General features: G+C 42.9%; 12 protein-coding genes. 5 read left to right on the top strand and 7 right to left on the bottom strand.

What is annotated here, in order from left to right:
* Positions 1 to 43: 43 nt before the first annotated feature.
* A complete protein-coding gene (gene ubiD, locus ABMY45_RS21625) occupies positions 44 to 1516 on the bottom strand; it encodes a 4-hydroxy-3-polyprenylbenzoate decarboxylase (protein WP_174170991.1) in 1473 nt (490 codons plus the stop codon).
* 316 nt (positions 1517 to 1832) lie between these two features.
* Here ubiD and ABMY45_RS21620 point away from each other — a divergent pair, with 316 nt between their 5' ends.
* Positions 1833 to 4445 (top strand): GGDEF and EAL domain-containing protein, encoded by a 2613-nt coding sequence (locus ABMY45_RS21620; RefSeq protein ID WP_206472108.1) that lies wholly within the window; start codon positions 1833 to 1835, stop codon positions 4443 to 4445.
* On the opposite strand, the gene ABMY45_RS21615 is transcribed toward ABMY45_RS21620, so the two are convergent.
* Together ABMY45_RS21615 and ABMY45_RS21610 are read right to left on the bottom strand one after the other, a co-directional pair.
* The gene (locus ABMY45_RS21615) at positions 4442 to 5212 is read right to left on the bottom strand and encodes a tetratricopeptide repeat protein (RefSeq protein WP_102055841.1); all 771 of its coding nucleotides are present in this window, start codon (positions 5210 to 5212) and stop codon (positions 4442 to 4444) included. The two genes, ABMY45_RS21620 and ABMY45_RS21615, sit on opposite strands and share 4 nt — an antisense overlap.
* An 89-nt stretch (positions 5213 to 5301) precedes the next feature.
* Positions 5302 to 6696, bottom strand: a complete 1395-nt coding sequence (locus ABMY45_RS21610) for a M20/M25/M40 family metallo-hydrolase (protein WP_174170988.1) — start codon at positions 6694 to 6696, stop codon at positions 5302 to 5304.
* Between the two features lie 191 nt (positions 6697 to 6887).
* On the opposite strand from ABMY45_RS21610, the gene dbpA reads away from it, so the two are divergent.
* Positions 6888 to 8270, top strand: coding sequence for an ATP-dependent RNA helicase DbpA (dbpA, locus tag ABMY45_RS21605; protein WP_102055843.1), 1383 nt, complete (start codon positions 6888 to 6890; stop codon positions 8268 to 8270).
* Here the strand turns inward: dbpA and ABMY45_RS21600 are convergent.
* Complete coding sequence (locus ABMY45_RS21600; protein ID WP_174170986.1) at positions 8259 to 8843, bottom strand: DNA-J related domain-containing protein; 585 nt, start codon at positions 8841 to 8843, stop codon at positions 8259 to 8261. The two genes, dbpA and ABMY45_RS21600, sit on opposite strands and share 12 nt — an antisense overlap.
* Positions 8844 to 8998: 155 nt before the next feature.
* Here ABMY45_RS21600 and ABMY45_RS21595 point away from each other — a divergent pair, with 155 nt between their 5' ends.
* Positions 8999 to 11746, top strand: coding sequence for a response regulator (locus ABMY45_RS21595; protein ID WP_227387629.1), 2748 nt, complete (start codon positions 8999 to 9001; stop codon positions 11744 to 11746).
* Here the strand turns inward: ABMY45_RS21595 and ABMY45_RS21590 are convergent.
* The 3 genes from ABMY45_RS21590 to trxA form a co-directional block, all read right to left on the bottom strand.
* A complete protein-coding gene (locus tag ABMY45_RS21590; RefSeq protein WP_349289501.1) occupies positions 11743 to 13005 on the bottom strand; it encodes a methyl-accepting chemotaxis protein in 1263 nt (420 codons plus the stop codon). The genes ABMY45_RS21595 and ABMY45_RS21590 overlap by 4 nt on opposite strands.
* Positions 13006 to 13142: 137 nt before the next feature.
* Positions 13143 to 14402, bottom strand: coding sequence for a transcription termination factor Rho (gene rho, locus ABMY45_RS21585; RefSeq protein WP_010604247.1), 1260 nt, complete (start codon positions 14400 to 14402; stop codon positions 13143 to 13145).
* Between the two features lie 205 nt (positions 14403 to 14607).
* Positions 14608 to 14934, bottom strand: a complete 327-nt coding sequence (trxA, locus tag ABMY45_RS21580; RefSeq protein ID WP_010378172.1) for a thioredoxin TrxA — start codon at positions 14932 to 14934, stop codon at positions 14608 to 14610.
* A gap of 91 nt (positions 14935 to 15025) precedes the next feature.
* Here trxA and rhlB point away from each other — a divergent pair, with 91 nt between their 5' ends.
* On the top strand, positions 15026 to 16306 hold the full coding sequence (gene rhlB / locus ABMY45_RS21575; RefSeq protein ID WP_010604249.1) for an ATP-dependent RNA helicase RhlB: 1281 nt from the start codon (positions 15026 to 15028) through the stop codon (positions 16304 to 16306).
* A gap of 52 nt (positions 16307 to 16358) precedes the next feature.
* Complete coding sequence (gene gppA / locus ABMY45_RS21570) at positions 16359 to 17867, top strand: guanosine-5'-triphosphate,3'-diphosphate diphosphatase (protein ID WP_174170983.1); 1509 nt, start codon at positions 16359 to 16361, stop codon at positions 17865 to 17867.
* Positions 17868 to 18333 lie beyond the last annotated feature (466 nt).

The following is an 18333-nucleotide window of genomic DNA, read 5'->3' as shown; positions in this document are numbered from 1 at the left end:
TGCACTCTAGCATAGCTGAGTGCACAATGTTAGATGATATATGTCATTTGATGGTGATCCCTAGGGTATCCCAAATTTCGTCAACGCGTTGTTTAACCTTGGGATCCATAACGATAGGCTCGCCCCATTCACGGTCGGTCTCACCCGGCCACTTGTTGGTTGCGTCCATACCCATTTTAGAACCAAGTCCGGACACAGGGGAAGCAAAATCGAGATAATCAATAGGCGTGCTTTCAACTAAGGTGGTGTCTCTTGCGGGATCCATACGTGTTGTTATCGCCCAAATCACATCATTCCAGTCGCGAGCATTTACATCATCATCACAAACAATGACAAACTTGGTGTACATAAATTGTCTAAGGAAAGACCATACGCCCATCATCACGCGTTTAGCATGACCTGGATACTGCTTTTTCATGGTGACGACCGCCATGCGGTATGAGCAGCCTTCTGGTGGAAGGTAAAAATCGACGATTTCCGGAAATTGCTTTTGTAAAATCGGCACGAATACTTCGTTGAGCGCAACACCAAGAATAGCTGGCTCATCAGGCGGGCGGCCCGTATAAGTGCTGTGATAAATAGGATCTTTGCGATGTGTCATATGAGTGACAGTCATTACAGGGAAGTCGTCAACTTCATTGTAGTAGCCGGTGTGATCGCCATATGGGCCTTCTGGCGCGAGCTCGCCCGGTTGAATATATCCTTCTAAGACGATTTCGGCACTCGCTGGTACTTGCAGTTCGTTTGAAATTGATTTAACAACCTGCGTCTTACTACCACGCAGTAGACCTGCAAATGCGTATTCGCTTAGCGTATCTGGAACTGGGGTTACCGCACCTAAAATCGTCGCGGGATCAGCGCCAAGTGCAACAGATACCGGATACGGTTCGCCGGGGTGCTCTTTGCACCACTCCTGAAAATCAAGCGCACCGCCACGATGTGATAGCCAGCGCATAATAATTTTGTTTTTACCCAATAGCTGTTGACGATAAATCCCTAGGTTCTGACGCTTTTTATAAGGACCTTTGGTTACCGTTAACCCCCATGTAATTAAAGGTGCGGCATCACCAGGCCAGCAATGTTGAATAGGTAGTTTAGTGAGATCAACCTCATTATCGCTCAGTACAACTTCCTGACATGGGGCTTTTTTCACTTCTTTGGCTGGCATATTCAACACTTGTTTGAATACCGGTAGCTGGCCAATGGCTTCTTTAATTCCCTTCGGTGGATCGGGTTCTTTTAAAAAAGCGAGTAACTTGCCGACTTCTCTTAGTTCACTGACATCGCTTTGTCCCATCCCCATTGCGACGCGCTTTGGTGTGCCAAATAGGTTAGCCAGTACCGGAATGTCATAACCAACAGGGTTTTCAAATAGGATAGCGGGTCCACCTGCTCGCAGCGTTCGGTCTGCAATTTCAGTCATTTCTAGTTTGGTGGAAATGGGCTGCTTGACGCGAACAAGTTCTCCTTGTTTTTCAAGCTGGGCTATAAAATCTCGTAAGTCTTGGTATTTCATCGGCGCACTGTGAGTTGAGTTTGGCCTAGTATATCAACTAGGCATATTTTTCCTAGCTGTACGGATGGGATGGTGAAAAGGTTTAGTGACTCACTTTTGCGTCTACACTATTGCGAAATAGACTACACTTTCAGAGCGTATCGGCTTGTCAGTACGCCGGAGCAAGTGTATAAATTGTTATAAAAAGATGTGTGTGTTGAGTTGTTTTGATATGAAACAAGCAAAAATCGACTTTCGATGTAGCTCACATACCCTTTGCGCTATAGTCGCCGCGGTTGCATAAAACGATATCCTGAGGGGTCTGAGTTTGAAGTTGATGTCAAAATTGCTCGGGGGGCTGCTGTTGCCGTTTTGTATGACCGCACCAGCTCACGAGTTACCATATTATACTTTTTCTAATCATGGCGCGGTGATGTTGATCATCGAGCCCACGTCTGGAAAGATTTTAGATGCCAATAAAGCTGCTGCCGCATTTTATGGCTACAGCGAGGCTATATTAGAATCGAAAGCCATTCAAGATATCAACTTATTTACTGCCGAGCAGGTTGCTAATGAACGTCAAGCGGCATTAAATGAAGGCCGCAATTATTTTATCTTCCAACATCAAACTGCAGACGGTAGTACTAAAACAGTGAGTGTTCACTCAACGCCGTTTGAAGATAGCGATGGTAAACCAAGGTTACTTTCTATCATTCAAGATATGAGTGAGCAGCGTAAGCTACAGCAAGATCTTTGGCATTACCAAGCCAATCTTGAACAACAGGTCATGCTGCAGACTGAAAAAATCAAGCAAGCCAATATGGTACAGGTCATTTTGTTAACTGCGGTAATTGCTGTGCTTATTCTATCGATGGCGGTATTGATGACCGTTTTGGTCAGGCTAAGGCGCTCCAATCAGCGAGCACAAGACCAAGGTGCGAAACTCAGTGCCATTTTTGATGGTATTAAAGCATATCTGGTGTTTACGGATGAAACTCATCACATTGAAGCCGCTAATGGCTCAGTGTTAAAGGATTTTGATAGTTTAGAAGCGTTAAAATCAAAATCTATTTATACCTTATTTGATGTGCTTGATAGTGAAAAGCTGCTGACGGAAGGAACACTTGAGTGCCAACTCGATGCGCGTTTTGGCTATCGCAATGTGCGGGTTTCTTGTGCCCCGGTGGTAAGTGAAACACAAGCAAAACTGGGTTTTATCTATGTTATTCAAGATATTACGGAAGAGCTTGAGAACGAAAGAGAACAGCGCTTGGCAAGTACGGTATTTTCGACAACCTCTGAAGGTGTGTTGGTCTCCGACAAACATAATCAAATCCAAATGGTAAATCGTGCATTTAGCGAAATTACAGGCTTTGGCATGGATGAAGTGATAGGGGAGACTCCATCAATCCTGAACTCTGGACGTCACGATGAGCGCTTTTTCAACGCGTTATATGATGACTTGGTTAACAAAGGCCATTGGGAGGGAGAGATTTGGAACAAGCGCAAAAATGGTGAAATTTATCCGAGTTGGCTGCAAGTATCTGCAGTATTTAACGATGCTCGGGAAATTGATATGTATGTTGCGTTATTCAGTGATATTACCTCGAGAAAACGTAACGAACAGTTGATGTGGCAGCAAGCCAACTTTGATAGTTTGACAGGTCTTGCAAACCGCCATCATTATCACGTTAAATTTGATTTAGCGTTAAAACGAGCAGCTCAGCTAGAAGAGCGCTTTGCAATTTGTTTTATCGATCTTGACCGCTTTAAAGCAGTGAATGACACGCTTGGACATCATATTGGTGATCTACTACTCAAAGAAGCTGCAAACCGTATTAATGAGTGCGTGCGCAGTTCTGATACCGTTGCAAGATTAGGTGGGGATGAGTTCGCGTTATTGCTACAAGATATAAGTTCTATCAGTGATTTAGAGCAGGTTGCGACTAAGATTTTACGTGCACTAGCCAACCCTTTTCATTTGGAAGGGCACGAAGCTTATGTATCCGGTAGTATGGGGATCACGCTTTACCCAGATGACGGCACCGATCGAAAAATCTTGCTACGTAATGCCGATAGTGCAATGTATAAAGCGAAGGAGCATGGTCGCGACTGTTTTCAATTCTATACTTCAGCGATGCATCAACATGCCAAAGCGCGTAGCGTGTTAGAAAGTGCCTTGCACAAAGCGCTGTCTAATCGAGAATTATCACTGGTGTACCAACCTATTTTTTCACAGCTTGGTAGAGGCGACCTCGTTGGCTGCGAGGTGTTGTTAAGATGGAAAAGTGAGTTGCTAGGCCATGTTTCTCCAGAGCAATTTATTCCCGTTTGCGAAGAACTAGGGCTTATCTTACCCATTGGAGAATGGGTGCTGTATCACGCTTGTTCTCAAGTTAAAGCTTGGCAAGACAACTACGGTAGACCCTTATTTATTGCAGTTAACGTTTCTAGTATCCAGTTTAAACGCCAAGATATGGTTGCATTAGTAAGAAAAGTACTTAAAGACACCAGACTAGAAGCTAAATATCTGACATTGGAAATCACAGAGTCAGTACTAGTTGAAAACTCAGACAAAATATTGTCACAATTAAAAGCATTAAGAGAAATCGGCGTAGAACTGGCGATTGACGACTTCGGTACTGGATATTCGTCGTTGAGTTATCTCAAGCGCTTCCCGCTTTCTAAATTGAAAATTGATAGAACCTTTATTCGTGATTTACCTGAAGATGAAGAAGATAAAGCGCTCGTCAGTGCGATTATATTGATGGCGCATAAATTGAACTTAAGGGTCATTGCGGAAGGGGTTGAAACCCCCGCACAGTGCATGTTTTTAAAGAATTTACTGTGTGATATGACACAAGGCTATTTTCATTCTAAACCGGTGGCACAACAAGAGTTTGAAGCAAACGTTTTGACTGTGCAGTATCACAAGCAAAGTCACAGTTAACAGGGGTGGTCTTGGCATAACTTAGCCAGGGCTGTCTGTGCTTTATGATTACCTTGCTCTGCGGCAAGTTTAAGCCAGTGGATCGCTTTTTTAATGTCTTTTGCACCGCCTTCACCGTCGCGAAGCATTGTCCCATAGTTATATTGTGCCCAAGGGTTGCCGGTTTTAGCCGCTGCTGCAAATCCCGTTTTTGCTTCTTCAAAGTTTCCTTGGCTGTAAGCGTGAATTGCTTCTTGGTTCTGTGCAGAGATCTTAGGTCCATTATATAGTGGCTTCGGCTTTTTAAATCTTTGTCTAACAACGCCGCCGAGTACATGGATCCCTACAGGCCTGTATACGGAGACTATGGTTTCATCGTCAAGTAAGTCTAATAGATTGTCTTTTTCTAGCGTCAGCCTTTGTGGCTTAAAATAATGATCGGTCATTAGCATGCTGACACGGATATCTCGGGTGATGTTACGCATTGTTCGATAAGTGTAGGCACTTTCCTTCACTTCAATGTTGTCATCTGTCAGCTCAGTAATTTGTAATATCTGAAAAGCAGGATCATAAACTTGCCCAGTGTTCTTGCCAGCGTCAAAAATAATCAGGTCATCGATTTGTGGGGATGCTAAGTATGTTTGATAACTAGCGATTTGTTGTTGATGCTGGTTATAAAAGTAAAATGCAATAGTGACCACAATTAGTGCCGACACGGCAACTTTATATTTACTGATGAAGTTGAATATTGTGTCGTAAAAGGAAAAAAATACGCTTTTGATTTCCATATTCTATTAGTTAGTTAGGTGTGGGTATGTCTAAGGTAGGCAACTTGAGTGTAGGGGACAAGTGTACTTGTCCCCATAAGTGTAAGATTTTATTTCCCTGCCATTTTCGTTTTGGCATCGGCTGCCATTAAGGCAAATACGGCGTATGCCGCGGTATTTTGCTTTAGTTTTTCTGGATCGACTTTATCAAGCGTGTCATCGGCTGTGTGGTGATAATCAAAATAATCGGTTCCATCTTGGTGTAAAGCGAAGATTGGCGCTGATGTAGCATTTTTCAGCGGAATTAAGTCAGGACCACCATGTGCGCTATTCTTGCCAATATAAGTAACGCCAAGTGGCGCCAATTGTTTTGCAATCTCACGCACAACTGGTAAGGAAGCGGCATTTACGTTTGATTCAAACGCATACACTACATCTGCACCAAAATCGGACTCGGATGCGGCTACGATGCGGTCTAATTCTGCCTGATGCTTTTTAAAATAAGCTTTTGCTCCCCAAAGACCGAGTTCTTCTGCTGCAAATAGGACTACGCGGACACTACGTTTAGGGCGTTTTACATCGGCAATATGCTTAGCTGCCGCCATCGTTAATGCAACACCAGCACCATCATCGAGTGCACCAGTACCCAGATCCCAAGAGTCTAAGTGACCACCAATCAAGACATATTGCTCTGGAAACTCAGTACCAGAGAATTCACCGATGACGTTATAACTGGTTCCTTCACCTAAGTCCTCAGTTTGAATATTTAGCGCGACTTTAACTGCATGACCAGAGTTGATAAGGCGTGCTAGCTGATCCGCATCTGGGTTCGCAACTGCAGTGGACGGGATCTTTGTCACTCCCGCTTTATAGTGACTGCCGCCAGTGTGCGCGAAGCGGTGGTGGCTGGTGCTGACTGAGCGCATCATATAGGCGATAGCGCCCTTTTTAGCCGCTTCTACGGCGCCGCTATTACGAGCTCTTACTGCCGGTCCATAGCCATTACCATCAATATCGCGGTTCATGCGGTAATTAATAAAAGCTATTTTACCTTTTAAGCTGTTGTCTGGCGCAGCAATCAGCTCATCGAGAGTTTCAAACAACACTACTTCGCCACTTAAGCCATCTTTTGGTGTACTGACACTGTTACCGAGCGCTGTAAGGTGTAGCGGTTGTTCGCTCGGTATCAGGATTTTTGCAGACTCATGGTAGCGGCGCCATTCAGGAAAGGTCGCTTTCTCAAGCCAGACTTTGTCAAAGCCCAGTTGCTCAAATTGTTTCTTTGCCCAAGCTACCGCTTTTTTATCATTTTCGGTACCTGGTAAGCGTGGGCCTACTTCTGTGGTGAGGGATTCTAGTAGTTGCCAACTTAGGTTGCTGTGGCTTGCGGCTTCTCTAACTTGTTTAACTTGTTCTAATTGTTGTGTAGTAAATTCTTCGGCTTGCAGTGCTGTACTCAAACCTGCGCTTAATAAACCAAATGCCAATAGTGATTTAAACTTCATGATAATCCTTGGTAAAAATGGAGTTACCGAGAGATTAAAGCATAAATTGTGATGTAAGTCCGTGTATTGCGATGAGGATAATTCATCCACAATCTAGGGGGGCTTTATCTTGGAATAATAGAGTAAAGCGGTTAGCGAATTTACACATTTGGTATAAAATACGCGATTAAGATAGCGAATAGGAAAGCACTGTGTCGATCACTTCATTTTCTCAATTACCTCTAAACCAAGCGCTTGCTCAGCGCCTTGTAGATCTTAACTACATGGTGCCAACAGCAGTACAGTCTGTGAGTTTAGCGCCGGCGCTGACCGGACGAGATTTAGTCGTGAAAGGGAAAACTGGATCTGGTAAAACACTGGTGTTTTCACTTGCGCTGCTGAATAAGTTGCAGCCCGAGTGCAATGAGGTTCAGGCTTTGGTGTTATGTCCAACGAGAGAGTTGGCTGATCAAGTCGCACAAGAGATCAGAAAAATTGCGGCTTTAATTGGTAACGTCAAAGTGCAAACACTCTGCGGAGGAACGCCAATTGAACCTCAAACACGGGCGTTGCAACACGGTGCGCATATTGTTGTTGGTACACCTGGTCGGGTTGAAGAGCATGTTTTTAATGGCTCACTCATGCTAACTGAAACGCAGACTGTGGTATTCGACGAAGCTGATCAGATGCTGGATATGGGCTTTACTGAAACGCTAGAAAGCATTTTAGTGTATGTCCCTGAAGTTCGACAAACACTAATGTTTAGTGCGACTTACCCAGATAAGATCATGAAACTGGCGAAGCAATATATGCGTGAGCCAGAGTTTGTTGAAGCAAAAGAAGAACAAGCACACCACAGCATTAAGCAAACCTTTTATAAGTTAGACAACAATAAAATGCGCTTTAACGCGCTGAGAGTGCTGTTAATGCAGCACCAGCCGCAAAGCTGTATCGTTTTTTGTAATACCAAAGCTGAGACTAAGCGACTATTCGAAGAATTACGCCAAACCGGACTTGCTTGTGTCGAGTTACATGGCGATTTAGATCAAGGTGAGCGTGAGTGGTCATTGCTCACCTTTGCTAATAAGAGTGCCAATATTTTGGTTGCCACTGACGTGGCCGCTCGAGGGCTCGACGTTGAGGAAGTTGAGCTTGTGGTTAACTATCATTTGGCGCTTGAGCCACAGACGCATATTCACCGTGTTGGTCGTACGGGCCGGGGTGAGCACAAAGGTATCGCAGTATCTCTTTATGGAGAAAAAGAAGCCTTCAAAATAAAACAGTTGGCGGAAATATATGGTCAAGAGCTAAAACATGGCACGTTGCCGGGCCATTCACTGCTCGAAAAACCAGCCTATAAGTCGAATATGGTGACCCTCATGATTGAAGGTGGAAAGCAACAAAAGCTTCGCAAAGGAGATATCGTCGGCAGCTTGACAGGTGAAGAGGGCATTAACTTTAAACAAATTGGTAAAATCAATATATATGATGTACAAACCTTCGTGGCTGTAAAACGCGAGGCAGTAAAGCCTGCACTACGAAAGCTTAACAATAGCAAAATTAAAAATAAGCGCTATAAAGCCCTACGTGCTTAAGGTCTGCTTAAGTATCTCATACTCGTTCATTAAGCGTTTGAAAGCCTCCTCATCACCTGATTTATCTGGGTGATGAGTCAGGGCCAGTTTTCTCCAACATTGACTTAACATCCTGCGATCATATCCGTTAGGCAGTCGCCAGCGTGTTTTAATCGCGTTTAATTCGTCAGCCTTGATATTAATTCGCTGGCGAGCGCCATTGAATGCAAAGCGCTGCCAAAAGTTATCCAACAGAGCACTCACTTCTTCACTGCTGGTTTCATAGTGTTGCCAATCTAAATAGTAGCTTCTGAGCGGATCATCTAATGCTAATTGATGTTCACCTAGTTGTGGAGCTAGATAAACATTGAGCGCTTCAACATGCAGGTATTGACCCTCAGCGAATACTTCTTGCTGAAGTTGGTACAGGGCATTCATGATCAGAAAGTTGCGCTTGAAGAGATTTTTATTTTCATCTTCATCAAGGCGAGGTAGTTGCTGTTGTTCCATCAGAGCGGCGGCAATAGTGTGTACTTTTAAAGATTGATTTTGACAAATTAATTTAAAAATAACATCTGTAAGCGGATTGAACATTGTCGCCTCTTTAGTCTTGGTGTATCTTCACACTACCACGCAGACTAAATGATAAGCAATGGAGAGCAACAATGAATTTATCGAGGCTACTAAAGCCCAGATCTGTGTTTGCGTGTTGTTTTTATCTCTCTACTACTTTTCATGCGGAATATGCAGTGAGTAATACTTCACTCACTGAACGCATTACGGAAATGAAGCTGATTACGAATTGGCAACAAAAAAAAATTCTAGGCAAGGAACTTCTCGCTGAGAAAAAGCTCGGAAAAGAGAAAAAAGTGGACATTTTGTTTAGCCTTGGTAAGTCTGCTTATAGTCACAATCAGTTTAAAGATGCACTAGCTTTTCTTAGTCAGCTAGAATTAATCACCCAGTCAGAGCCCTTAACTGACAACCACTTTACTGCTGTTAAGCTACAAGGGATCTGTAATTTCTATCTCGGTCAATACCAACAGGCAATAGAGTTTTACTCTCGTGCTTTAGCGCTGGCTGAGCAGCGTAATATCCCTATTGAAATGGCTAACTTACACAGCAACCTAGGGTTGGCCTACTTTAAAAACTTTACTTTAGATCTTGCACTACAAAACTATTTAAAAGCGGACGAGCTCTATCAGGAGTTTGGCAATGCTCAAGATCACGCTGACATTCTACTCAATATTTCAGGGGTTTATATTCGTCAAGCTGCCTACGATAAAGCGGAGGAGATGCTACATACCGCGCTTAAAGCTTTTAATGAATTGGGTGATGAATATGGTGTCGCGCTTGCTCATGCAGATCTTGGAGTCCTGTATACGGAAACGAAAAAGCCTGAATTGGCTAAAGCTTCTTATCAGGCCGCCATTACGTATTATGAAGCTCAAAATGATGTTCGCCATTTATCGTACGAATACGTTAACCTCGCACTTCTTAGCTATTCCTTAGATCAGCTTGACGTTGCTGAAAAAGAGGCGAATTTTGCACTTTATTACGCTGAAAAGGCTCAAAACCCCGCTAATGTTATGGAGGCGCAATATACATTAGCACAAATATTTTTTGCACAAGGCAGACTTGTAGAAGCCTTAGCGAATGCTGAGCAAAGTTTAGCTGCCAGCCGATTGATGCACGAGCAGAAGAAGGAGCGAATGTCGCTACGTTTACTAGCGCTAATTGAGGCTGCTCAAGGTAATATACAACAAGCTAGAGAATATGACTCGCAAAATCTGGAAGCGCAAAAGCGCTTAATGAATGATGACGTGCTTAAGCGAATCAATGATTATCGTGCTAAGTATGAAGCGAGTGAGCTTTCTCGAGAAGTTGAAGTGCTCAAGCAAGAGCAAAAATTACAGCTACTGAAAGAAGAGCAGCGCAGCCAGTTACAATTGTTGGGTGTTATCATTGCACTATTAACCTTACTGACAACTTTCGCACTTTACCGACGTAAGGTTGAGCAAAGAGCAAAACTGGAGCTAAGTCAAAAAGTCGCACTCAGAACATCTGAGCTTCAGCAAAAAGCGGATGAGTTAAAAGCGGCAAATCAAGTGAAAAGTCAATTTCTAGCAAACATGAGCCATGAAATCAGAACGCCACTTACTACGGTGCTGGGACATGCAGAAGACTTGTTGGTCGAACAAGATTTAAATGCTCAGGCACAAGCTTCAGTCAGAACTATCTATAATCAAGGGTTACACTTACGAGATCTCGTCAATGATATTCTTGACCTAAGTCGAATCGAAGCTGAGCGCTTAGAGCTTGAATCAACAGAGTTTTCGGTAAGCAGCTTACTTGCGGACTTATGCGATATGTTTCAACAAAATATCCAGAGTAAGGAATTAGAGTTTATCGTTTGTGACCAGGTCAGGGCTAACGCTTACGTGCGTTTAGATTACATTCGAGTAAAACAAATACTAATAAACTTGCTAAGTAATGCCCTAAAGTTTACCGAAAAAGGCCGTATTGAATTAGAAGTATCTGAAACGCACCATGGCTTACAGTTTGTGGTGAAGGACACAGGTATTGGCATGACTGAGCAGCAGATAGGCCGAATTTTTGATAATTTCCAACAAGCTGACAACAGCATAACAAGGCGCTTTGGTGGCTCTGGGCTCGGATTAAGTTTGTCGAGCCAGCTTGCGCATATGATGAATGGTGAAATAAAAGTTCAAAGCATTATTGATAAAGGCAGTATCTTCTCTTTTCATGTACCTTGTACTGTGTATCTCAATGTCGCGGCCACTGAAGCGCAAGAACCTCAGCTAAAGCAACCTTTGTTATCAGGTACTGTGTTGGTTGTAGAGGATCACCCTGAAAACCGCCAATTATTCTCTCGTATGATCGAGCGGACGGGGGCGACGGTCATTGTAGCCGAAAATGGTGCTCGAGCGGTTGAACAGTGTCTTAGTGATTTTCCTGATTTGGTGCTTATGGACATTCAAATGCCAAGAATGGATGGTGTCGAAGCATTAAGGATTATTCGTTCTGCTGGCTATTCTGGGCCGATATACGCGCTAACCGCTAATGTACTGATGGAAGAAGTCAAATCATATATTGATTCTGGATTCAATGGACATATTGGCAAGCCGATTAATAAAAATGAATTGCTGGGAGTTCTGAATACGCATTTGAACTTTGAGCATGGCAAAGCATATGAGCTTAATATCGATTTATCGGACTTAAGAGATAGCTTCGCAAGTACTTTTGAACAAGAGCGTTATTTACTAATAGATGCTTGGCAAAATAAAGAGCTGCTCACACTCCAGGCTATTTGCCATAAGTTGGCGGGGGCGGCATCTATGTTTGAATTTCCCGAACTGGCAAGTATAGCCATAGAATTTGAAAAAGTGTTAAAGCAAGGAAATGAAGATCAGTTTCAGTCTTTGTTCTTAGCGATGTGCGATCAGCTAAAATCTAAAGAGCCTTTAGCGTCCTAAAATAGTTCTATATCATCAGCATTCCCCACATTTGAGTTTTCAGGTTGCTCAATATTACTGATTGATACCCGTGAACTGTCTTTTCTGGTGTCTAGTTCCGGGGTGTAATCTGAAATCTTAAACATGGATAACTTGGAATGAATACTTTGCGATAGTGCTATGAGGTCACGATTGGAGACAGCCTGTATTCTTGTACTTGAAAGTGCATCTGAATTCAGGTGCACCATTGACTCTATGCTCTCTTGAGCTTCGTCAGAGGCTTGCTTCTGTTCTCCAACTTGTCGATGAATATCGTGAGACATTTGGTTGATAGAGAGCATCGCGTTTTCTATTTCATCAACCTCTTTTGTAGAGGCTTCGCTTAATTTTACCGTGTTATCTGTTTCCTCTAGTGCTGCTTGCATGAGTGCGTAAACAGAATCTGTACCGGATTGAATTTTTCTGATAACCAGACTTACTTCTTTTGTAGATTGGCTTGTTCTTGCCGCTAAATTACGAACTTCATCAGCAACGACGGCAAAGCCTCTGCCCAGCTCGCCAGCTCGTGCTGCTTCAATCGCAGCGTTTAGCGCAAGTAAATTGGTCTGCTCTGCAATAGCATTAATAACTTCAAGCACTGAGCTAATTTCGTTGCTGTCTGTTTTGAGCAACTCTATTTGTTCATTGGTTTTTTTGATGTTATCTGCAAGAGTTAGCAGGCTTTCTTGGCTTTTGTCAGTATCTAATCTGGTCTGCTTCACTGCCGTTGTAGCGTTTTCTACAGATGCGTAGATCTGCTCTAAGCTAGTATCTAAACGCGCGGAAATCTCTAACATAGACTGTATCGAGGTGGCTAAGTATTCTCCGTGAGTATGTTGTAGCGTCGCCTTTTGCGTCATGGATGCGTAGGTATCTCTTAAACTATCTGCCATTGGGTGAAGTCGAGAAGAAGATGCGTATACTTCACTAATTATATGTTCTATAACGGCGAAGCAATCATTCATTAGTAGGCAGGACTTAGAAATATTTTTATCTTGTTCGTTAAAGCGATACGTTAGGTCGACACCATTGTCGTTGATAAAGTTGCGAACGAGATGTTCCATATGCTTTTCAGCGGAAGAGGTTTTCTTAAAGTATAAAAGCTGGAATAGCACCCCCAGTACTAGAGCTCCGAGAGCAACAGCTATTTTGGCTGTATCAGAAGATAGCAAGGTGATTGCGAGTGTTACCGAAGCCAGATTAAACAGTGTGACAGCGGCAATAATACGACTCGGCTTCATTCTAAGTCCCTAGGTTCATTATACAAATACGGTTTAAATTCACTAGATAGGTATAGAACAAAAACAGGCAGTTGGCGAACCTGAAAAGCAAAAAGCCAGCATAAGCTGGCTTTTCAAAAATTAGACTTAGAGTCTACTTACTTACGACGCATTGAGTCGAAAAACTCATCGTTTGTTTTGCTCATGGAAAGCTTATCAATAAGGAATTCCATGGCATCGATCTCACTCATTTCATGCACAATCTTACGCAAGATCCACATCTTTTGAAGCTCATCAGTCTTCGTTAGTAGTTCTTCACGACGAGTACCAGAGCGGTTGAAGTCGATAGCTGGGAATACACGTTTTTCCGCAATCTTACGGTTTAGGTGTAGTTCCATGTTACCCGTACCTTTAAACTCTTCGTAGATAACTTCATCCATCTTAGAGCCGGTATCGATAAGTGCCGTTGCGATGATGGTTAAGCTTCCGCCTTCCTCAACATTACGCGCAGCACCAAAGAAGCGCTTAGGTTTGTGAAGTGCATTGGCATCAACACCACCAGTTAATACTTTACCTGAGGAAGGAATAACCGTGTTGTATGCTCGAGCAAGACGTGTGATTGAGTCAAGTAGAATAATAACATCCTTCTTATGCTCAACTAAGCGTTTTGCTTTTTCGATTACCATTTCTGCTACTTGAACGTGGCGGTTGGCAGGTTCGTCAAACGTAGAAGCAATTACTTCACCTTGAACAAGACGCTGCATCTCAGTTACTTCTTCCGGACGTTCATCGATTAGTAGCACCATCAATGTTGCATCTGGGTTGTTGTATGTGATGGACTGAGCAATGTTTTGAAGCAACATTGTCTTACCCGCTTTTGGTGGTGCAACGATAAGTGCACGCTGACCTTTACCAATTGGAGAAGCAAGGTCTAATACTCGAGCGGTAATATCTTCTGTACTACCGTTACCTCGCTCCATTACCATACGCTCATTAGCATGAATAGGCGTTAGGTTTTCGAATAGGATTTTGGTACGAGAGTTTTCAGGCTTATCGAAGTTAACTTCATTAACTTTCAATAATGCAAAGTATCTTTCGCCATCTTTTGGTGGTCTGATTAAACCACTGATGGTATCACCGGTACGCAGGCTGAAACGTCTAATCTGGCTCGGAGAAACATAAATATCATCAGGGCCAGCTAGGTAAGATGCTTCTGAAGAACGTAAAAAGCCGAAGCCATCTTGTAAAATTTCTAAAACACCGCCGCCGTATATATTCTCGCCGCTTTTCGCGTGCGCTTTCAAAATAGCAAAGATAATATCTTGTTTTCTTAAACGAGCTACGTTTTCAAGTCCCATGGACTCAGCAAGTTTTACAAGTTCATTGATTGACTTGTCTTTTAATTCGCGTAAATGCATATTGGTGGGTTCTTTATTACAGTTGTCATTCTCGTTAGTTTCACGAGAGAGGTTGATTTGATAAAGCTTAAAGGTTTGTGGCTTTATAAGTTAGCAGCTAGGCGTCAGGTCGTCCAGTGTTTATACAAATTTTATTCTATTAAAAATGATATAGATCAGGTCTACAACTGCGGCAGTGATGCCGCAGAGTATGTAACAGCCTGAATTACAGGTTGTTTTCTAGGAACTCAACAAGTTGAGTCTTAGATAGAGCACCAACTTTGGTTGCGGCTACTGCACCATCTTTAAACAGTAATAGTGTTGGAATACCACGGATACCGTACTTAGGTGGAGTTCCTGCGTTTTGGTCAATATTCAGTTTGCCGATCGCAACGCGGTCACCGTGTGATTCTGCAACTTCATCAAGGATAGGCGCAATCATCTTACAAGGGCCACACCATTCTGCCCAGAAATCTACTAGTACAGGCTTGTCAGATTTGATTACGTCAGCTTCAAAGCTGTCATCAGTTAGTTGGATAATTTTGTCGCTCATTACGCTCTCCGTTAGAATTAGGCGAAATATTTAATGCGTATTTAAACACTCTTGTTTCTTATTGCAAGTTTAAACGTTATGCTTTATTGCTATGACTAAGACACATTTGACCAATAAAACATTCAACGACTTTGCTTTAGCGCCGGAAGTGGTCGCCGGTTTACAGGAAAATGGCTTCGAATTTTGTACGCCAATCCAAGCAAAGTGTATACCTTACATCTGTGAAGGCCGCGATATCGCGGGTCAGGCACAAACTGGTACGGGCAAAACCCTTGCGTTTTTGACCGCGACCTGTCATCGCCTATTGCAGACTAAAAAGGATAAAAAAACGCAACCTCGTGCAATTATTATGGCACCGACTCGAGAGTTGGCTATCCAAATACATAAGGACGCGCAAGTCATTGCGCCACGTTGTGATCTTAAGCTTGCCCTTGTATATGGTGGCGAAGATTACGAAAAACAACGGGCTCAACTGGAAAAAGGTGCGGATATACTAATCGGAACGACTGGGCGTTTAATCGATTTTTATAAGCAGGGTGCTTATAACCTCAATGATATCGAAGTGGTTGTGCTAGATGAAGCAGACCGAATGTTTGATTTAGGTTTTATCAAAGACATTCGTTATTTGTTTAATCGCATGCCAGGTCGTGAAGAGCGATTAAATCTATTATTCTCTGCAACACTGTCATACAGAGTGCAAGAGTTAGCATTCGAACACATGACCAATCCTATTCATGTGCAAATTGAGCCAGATGTTAAAACGGGCAAGCGTATTCAAGAAGAGCTATTTCACCCGTCAACAGAGGACAAAATACCTTTACTGCTTACTTTGATTGAGGAAGAGTGGCCAGAGAAGGCAATCATTTTTGCTAATACTAAGCACAGCTGCGAAAACGTATATGCATGGCTGAAAGCGGATGGTCACCGTGCTGGTTTGCTTACTGGCGATGTGAACCAAAAGAAACGCCAATCGATATTAGCGCAGTTTACGCGTGGTGATGTTGACTTGCTGGTTGCGACTGATGTTGCAGCACGTGGTTTACATATTCCTGAAGTAAGTCATGTGTTCAACTTTGACTTGCCGGATGACAGAGAAGACTATGTTCACCGCATTGGTCGTACGGGTCGAGCTGGTGCATCTGGGCATGCGATTAGTTTCGCGTGCGAGCAATATGCCTACAATTTACATGAGATAGAAGAATACATAGAACATGCAATTCCTGTTTCTCATTATGATAAAACAGCACTATTAACTGACTTGCGTGCGCCTCAAGTAAATAAACGTCGTCATTCAGGCCATGGTAATAGTGGTAACAAGCAACGTGGTGGCGGTCGCCGAACTGGTGGCTATAGAAAACCACAATCCAAATAAACTTGGATAGTAAAGTAGTAAGCGCTTAATGCGATTTGTTGAGGTTTGAAAAGTGGCAAAGACTGCTTCGAAGGAAGATATTTACGCTGTAATAGACTTAGGTTCTAACAGCTTTCATATGTTGATAGCGAAACATATGGCAGGCGGTATTCACACAATCGGCCGTGTGAAAAGGAAGGTGCGGCTGGCATCTGGGCTTAATGACCAAAATGAATTGTCGCTTGAGGCGATGCAAAGAGGATGGGAGTGCCTTGCTTTGTTTGCTGAGCGCTTACAAGATATCCCCAAGCAAAATGTCAGTATTGTAGCCACTGCGACATTGCGTTTGGCTACTAACGCTCACACATTTATCGAAAAAGCGGAGCAGATCCTTAATCATCAGGTAAATGTGATAAGTGGAGAAGTGGAAGCTAAAACGATTTACAAAGGTGTCGCTCACACATCCGCCTGTCAAGGTAAGCAACTCGTTATTGATATTGGCGGCGCGAGTACCGAAGTTGTGATCGGAAAAGGCTTTGATGCCTTACTGTATAAAAGTTTAAATATGGGTTGTGTGACTTATCTTGATAGATATTTCAGCGATGGCCTATTAAGTCTGAAAAACTTTGACGCTGCAGAGCTGGCTGCAAAACAGGTTATTCAGCCTATTCAAGCCAAATATAAAAAGCTTGGCTGGGAGTTAGCCATTGGTGCGTCAGGTACTGTTCAAGCCATTCAGGAAATTTTCGCTGCGATGGGCGAGAATGAACAACTGACTCTGAGCAAGTTGGAAGAAGTAAAGCTTAAAGCAATTGAATGTGAAACGGTGGCTGCGCTAACTTTACCTGGGCTAATTGAAGAACGCCGCTTAGTCTTTGTATCGGGCCTTGCAATTTTGATTGCACTATTCAAGTCATTGGATATTCAATCTATGGGTCTTGCCGGTGGCGCACTTCGTGAGGGTGTACTTTATAGTATGATCCCTGATTTTCAGGCTGTCGATATCTGTCAGCGCACATTGGATGGTTTCACTCAGCGTTATCATGTTGATACCGAGCAGGCGCTGCGAGTATACGAAGTGGTGTCTGATATTATCGCCCAAGTGTCATCAAGCTGGGGTCTCGATGAACAAGCGAGTCTTCACTTGGCAAAGGCAATCGCATCTCTTCATGAAGTAGGCTTGCTGATTGACTATAAACAGTACCATAGACACAGCGGCTATATATTGGCGAATACTTCAATGCCTGGATATAGCAAAGCGCAAAAAGATATTATCGTTGCTATCGTTAAAAATCATAGAGCTGACCTTGTTGCCAAAGATTTTGATCGATTAGGTTGTCACTTTGGATACGCTAAGTTGTTATGCGTCGTAGTTCGACTTGGTGTTTTGTTATCTATGCGTAGAAAAGACGATGTTCTACCTAAAGTAACAGTGCAAGCCAACAATAAAGAGAATAAGTCCCTGACTATGCAAATGCCCAATCCTTGGCTATCCCTTCATCCGTTGATGTTAGCGGAGCTCATTCAAGAAGCAGCTTACCTATCAAAATTCGGTTGGGAATTAAAAATAGAGCGCATTTAGCGCTCTTTTTGTTTGTAAAACATGCAAAAACAACTGTCTTAGAGTGATTTCTATCCAAACAATCTGTTTTTCGCAATTTTCTTTAAAAAAAGGGTTGCACTAAAATCGGATCGCCCTATAATGCGACCCCACTGACACGGAGCGCTACGCTGAAAAGCAAAGCAGCAACGAGTTAGTGTCAAGTAAAACTTAAGTTCGAAACTTCTTCTCAAGAAATTCAAAATTAAGTGTTGACAAAAAAATGGGAGTGCTTAGAATGCACATCCCTCGAAACAACGAAATGTTTCGAAACGTTCTTTAAAAATATGAAGCAATCATCTGTGTGGGCACTCGTACAGGTTGAGTTCTAACAGCAGATTCTAGTTCGCTAGATGACGCAAACAAATTTAGAGTCTCAATTGTAACTGAGTGACTATATAGTCAATTCGTTTTGATTTTACTTTTTTGAAAAGTAGAAACAAACAAT

It is taken from the genome of Pseudoalteromonas sp. XMcav11-Q (genome assembly GCF_040104525.1).
In the GTDB taxonomy this organism is placed as follows: domain Bacteria; phylum Pseudomonadota; class Gammaproteobacteria; order Enterobacterales; family Alteromonadaceae; genus Pseudoalteromonas.
Note: the sequence above shows the minus strand (reverse complement) of the source record. Positions and strands in the feature narration are given on the sequence as shown.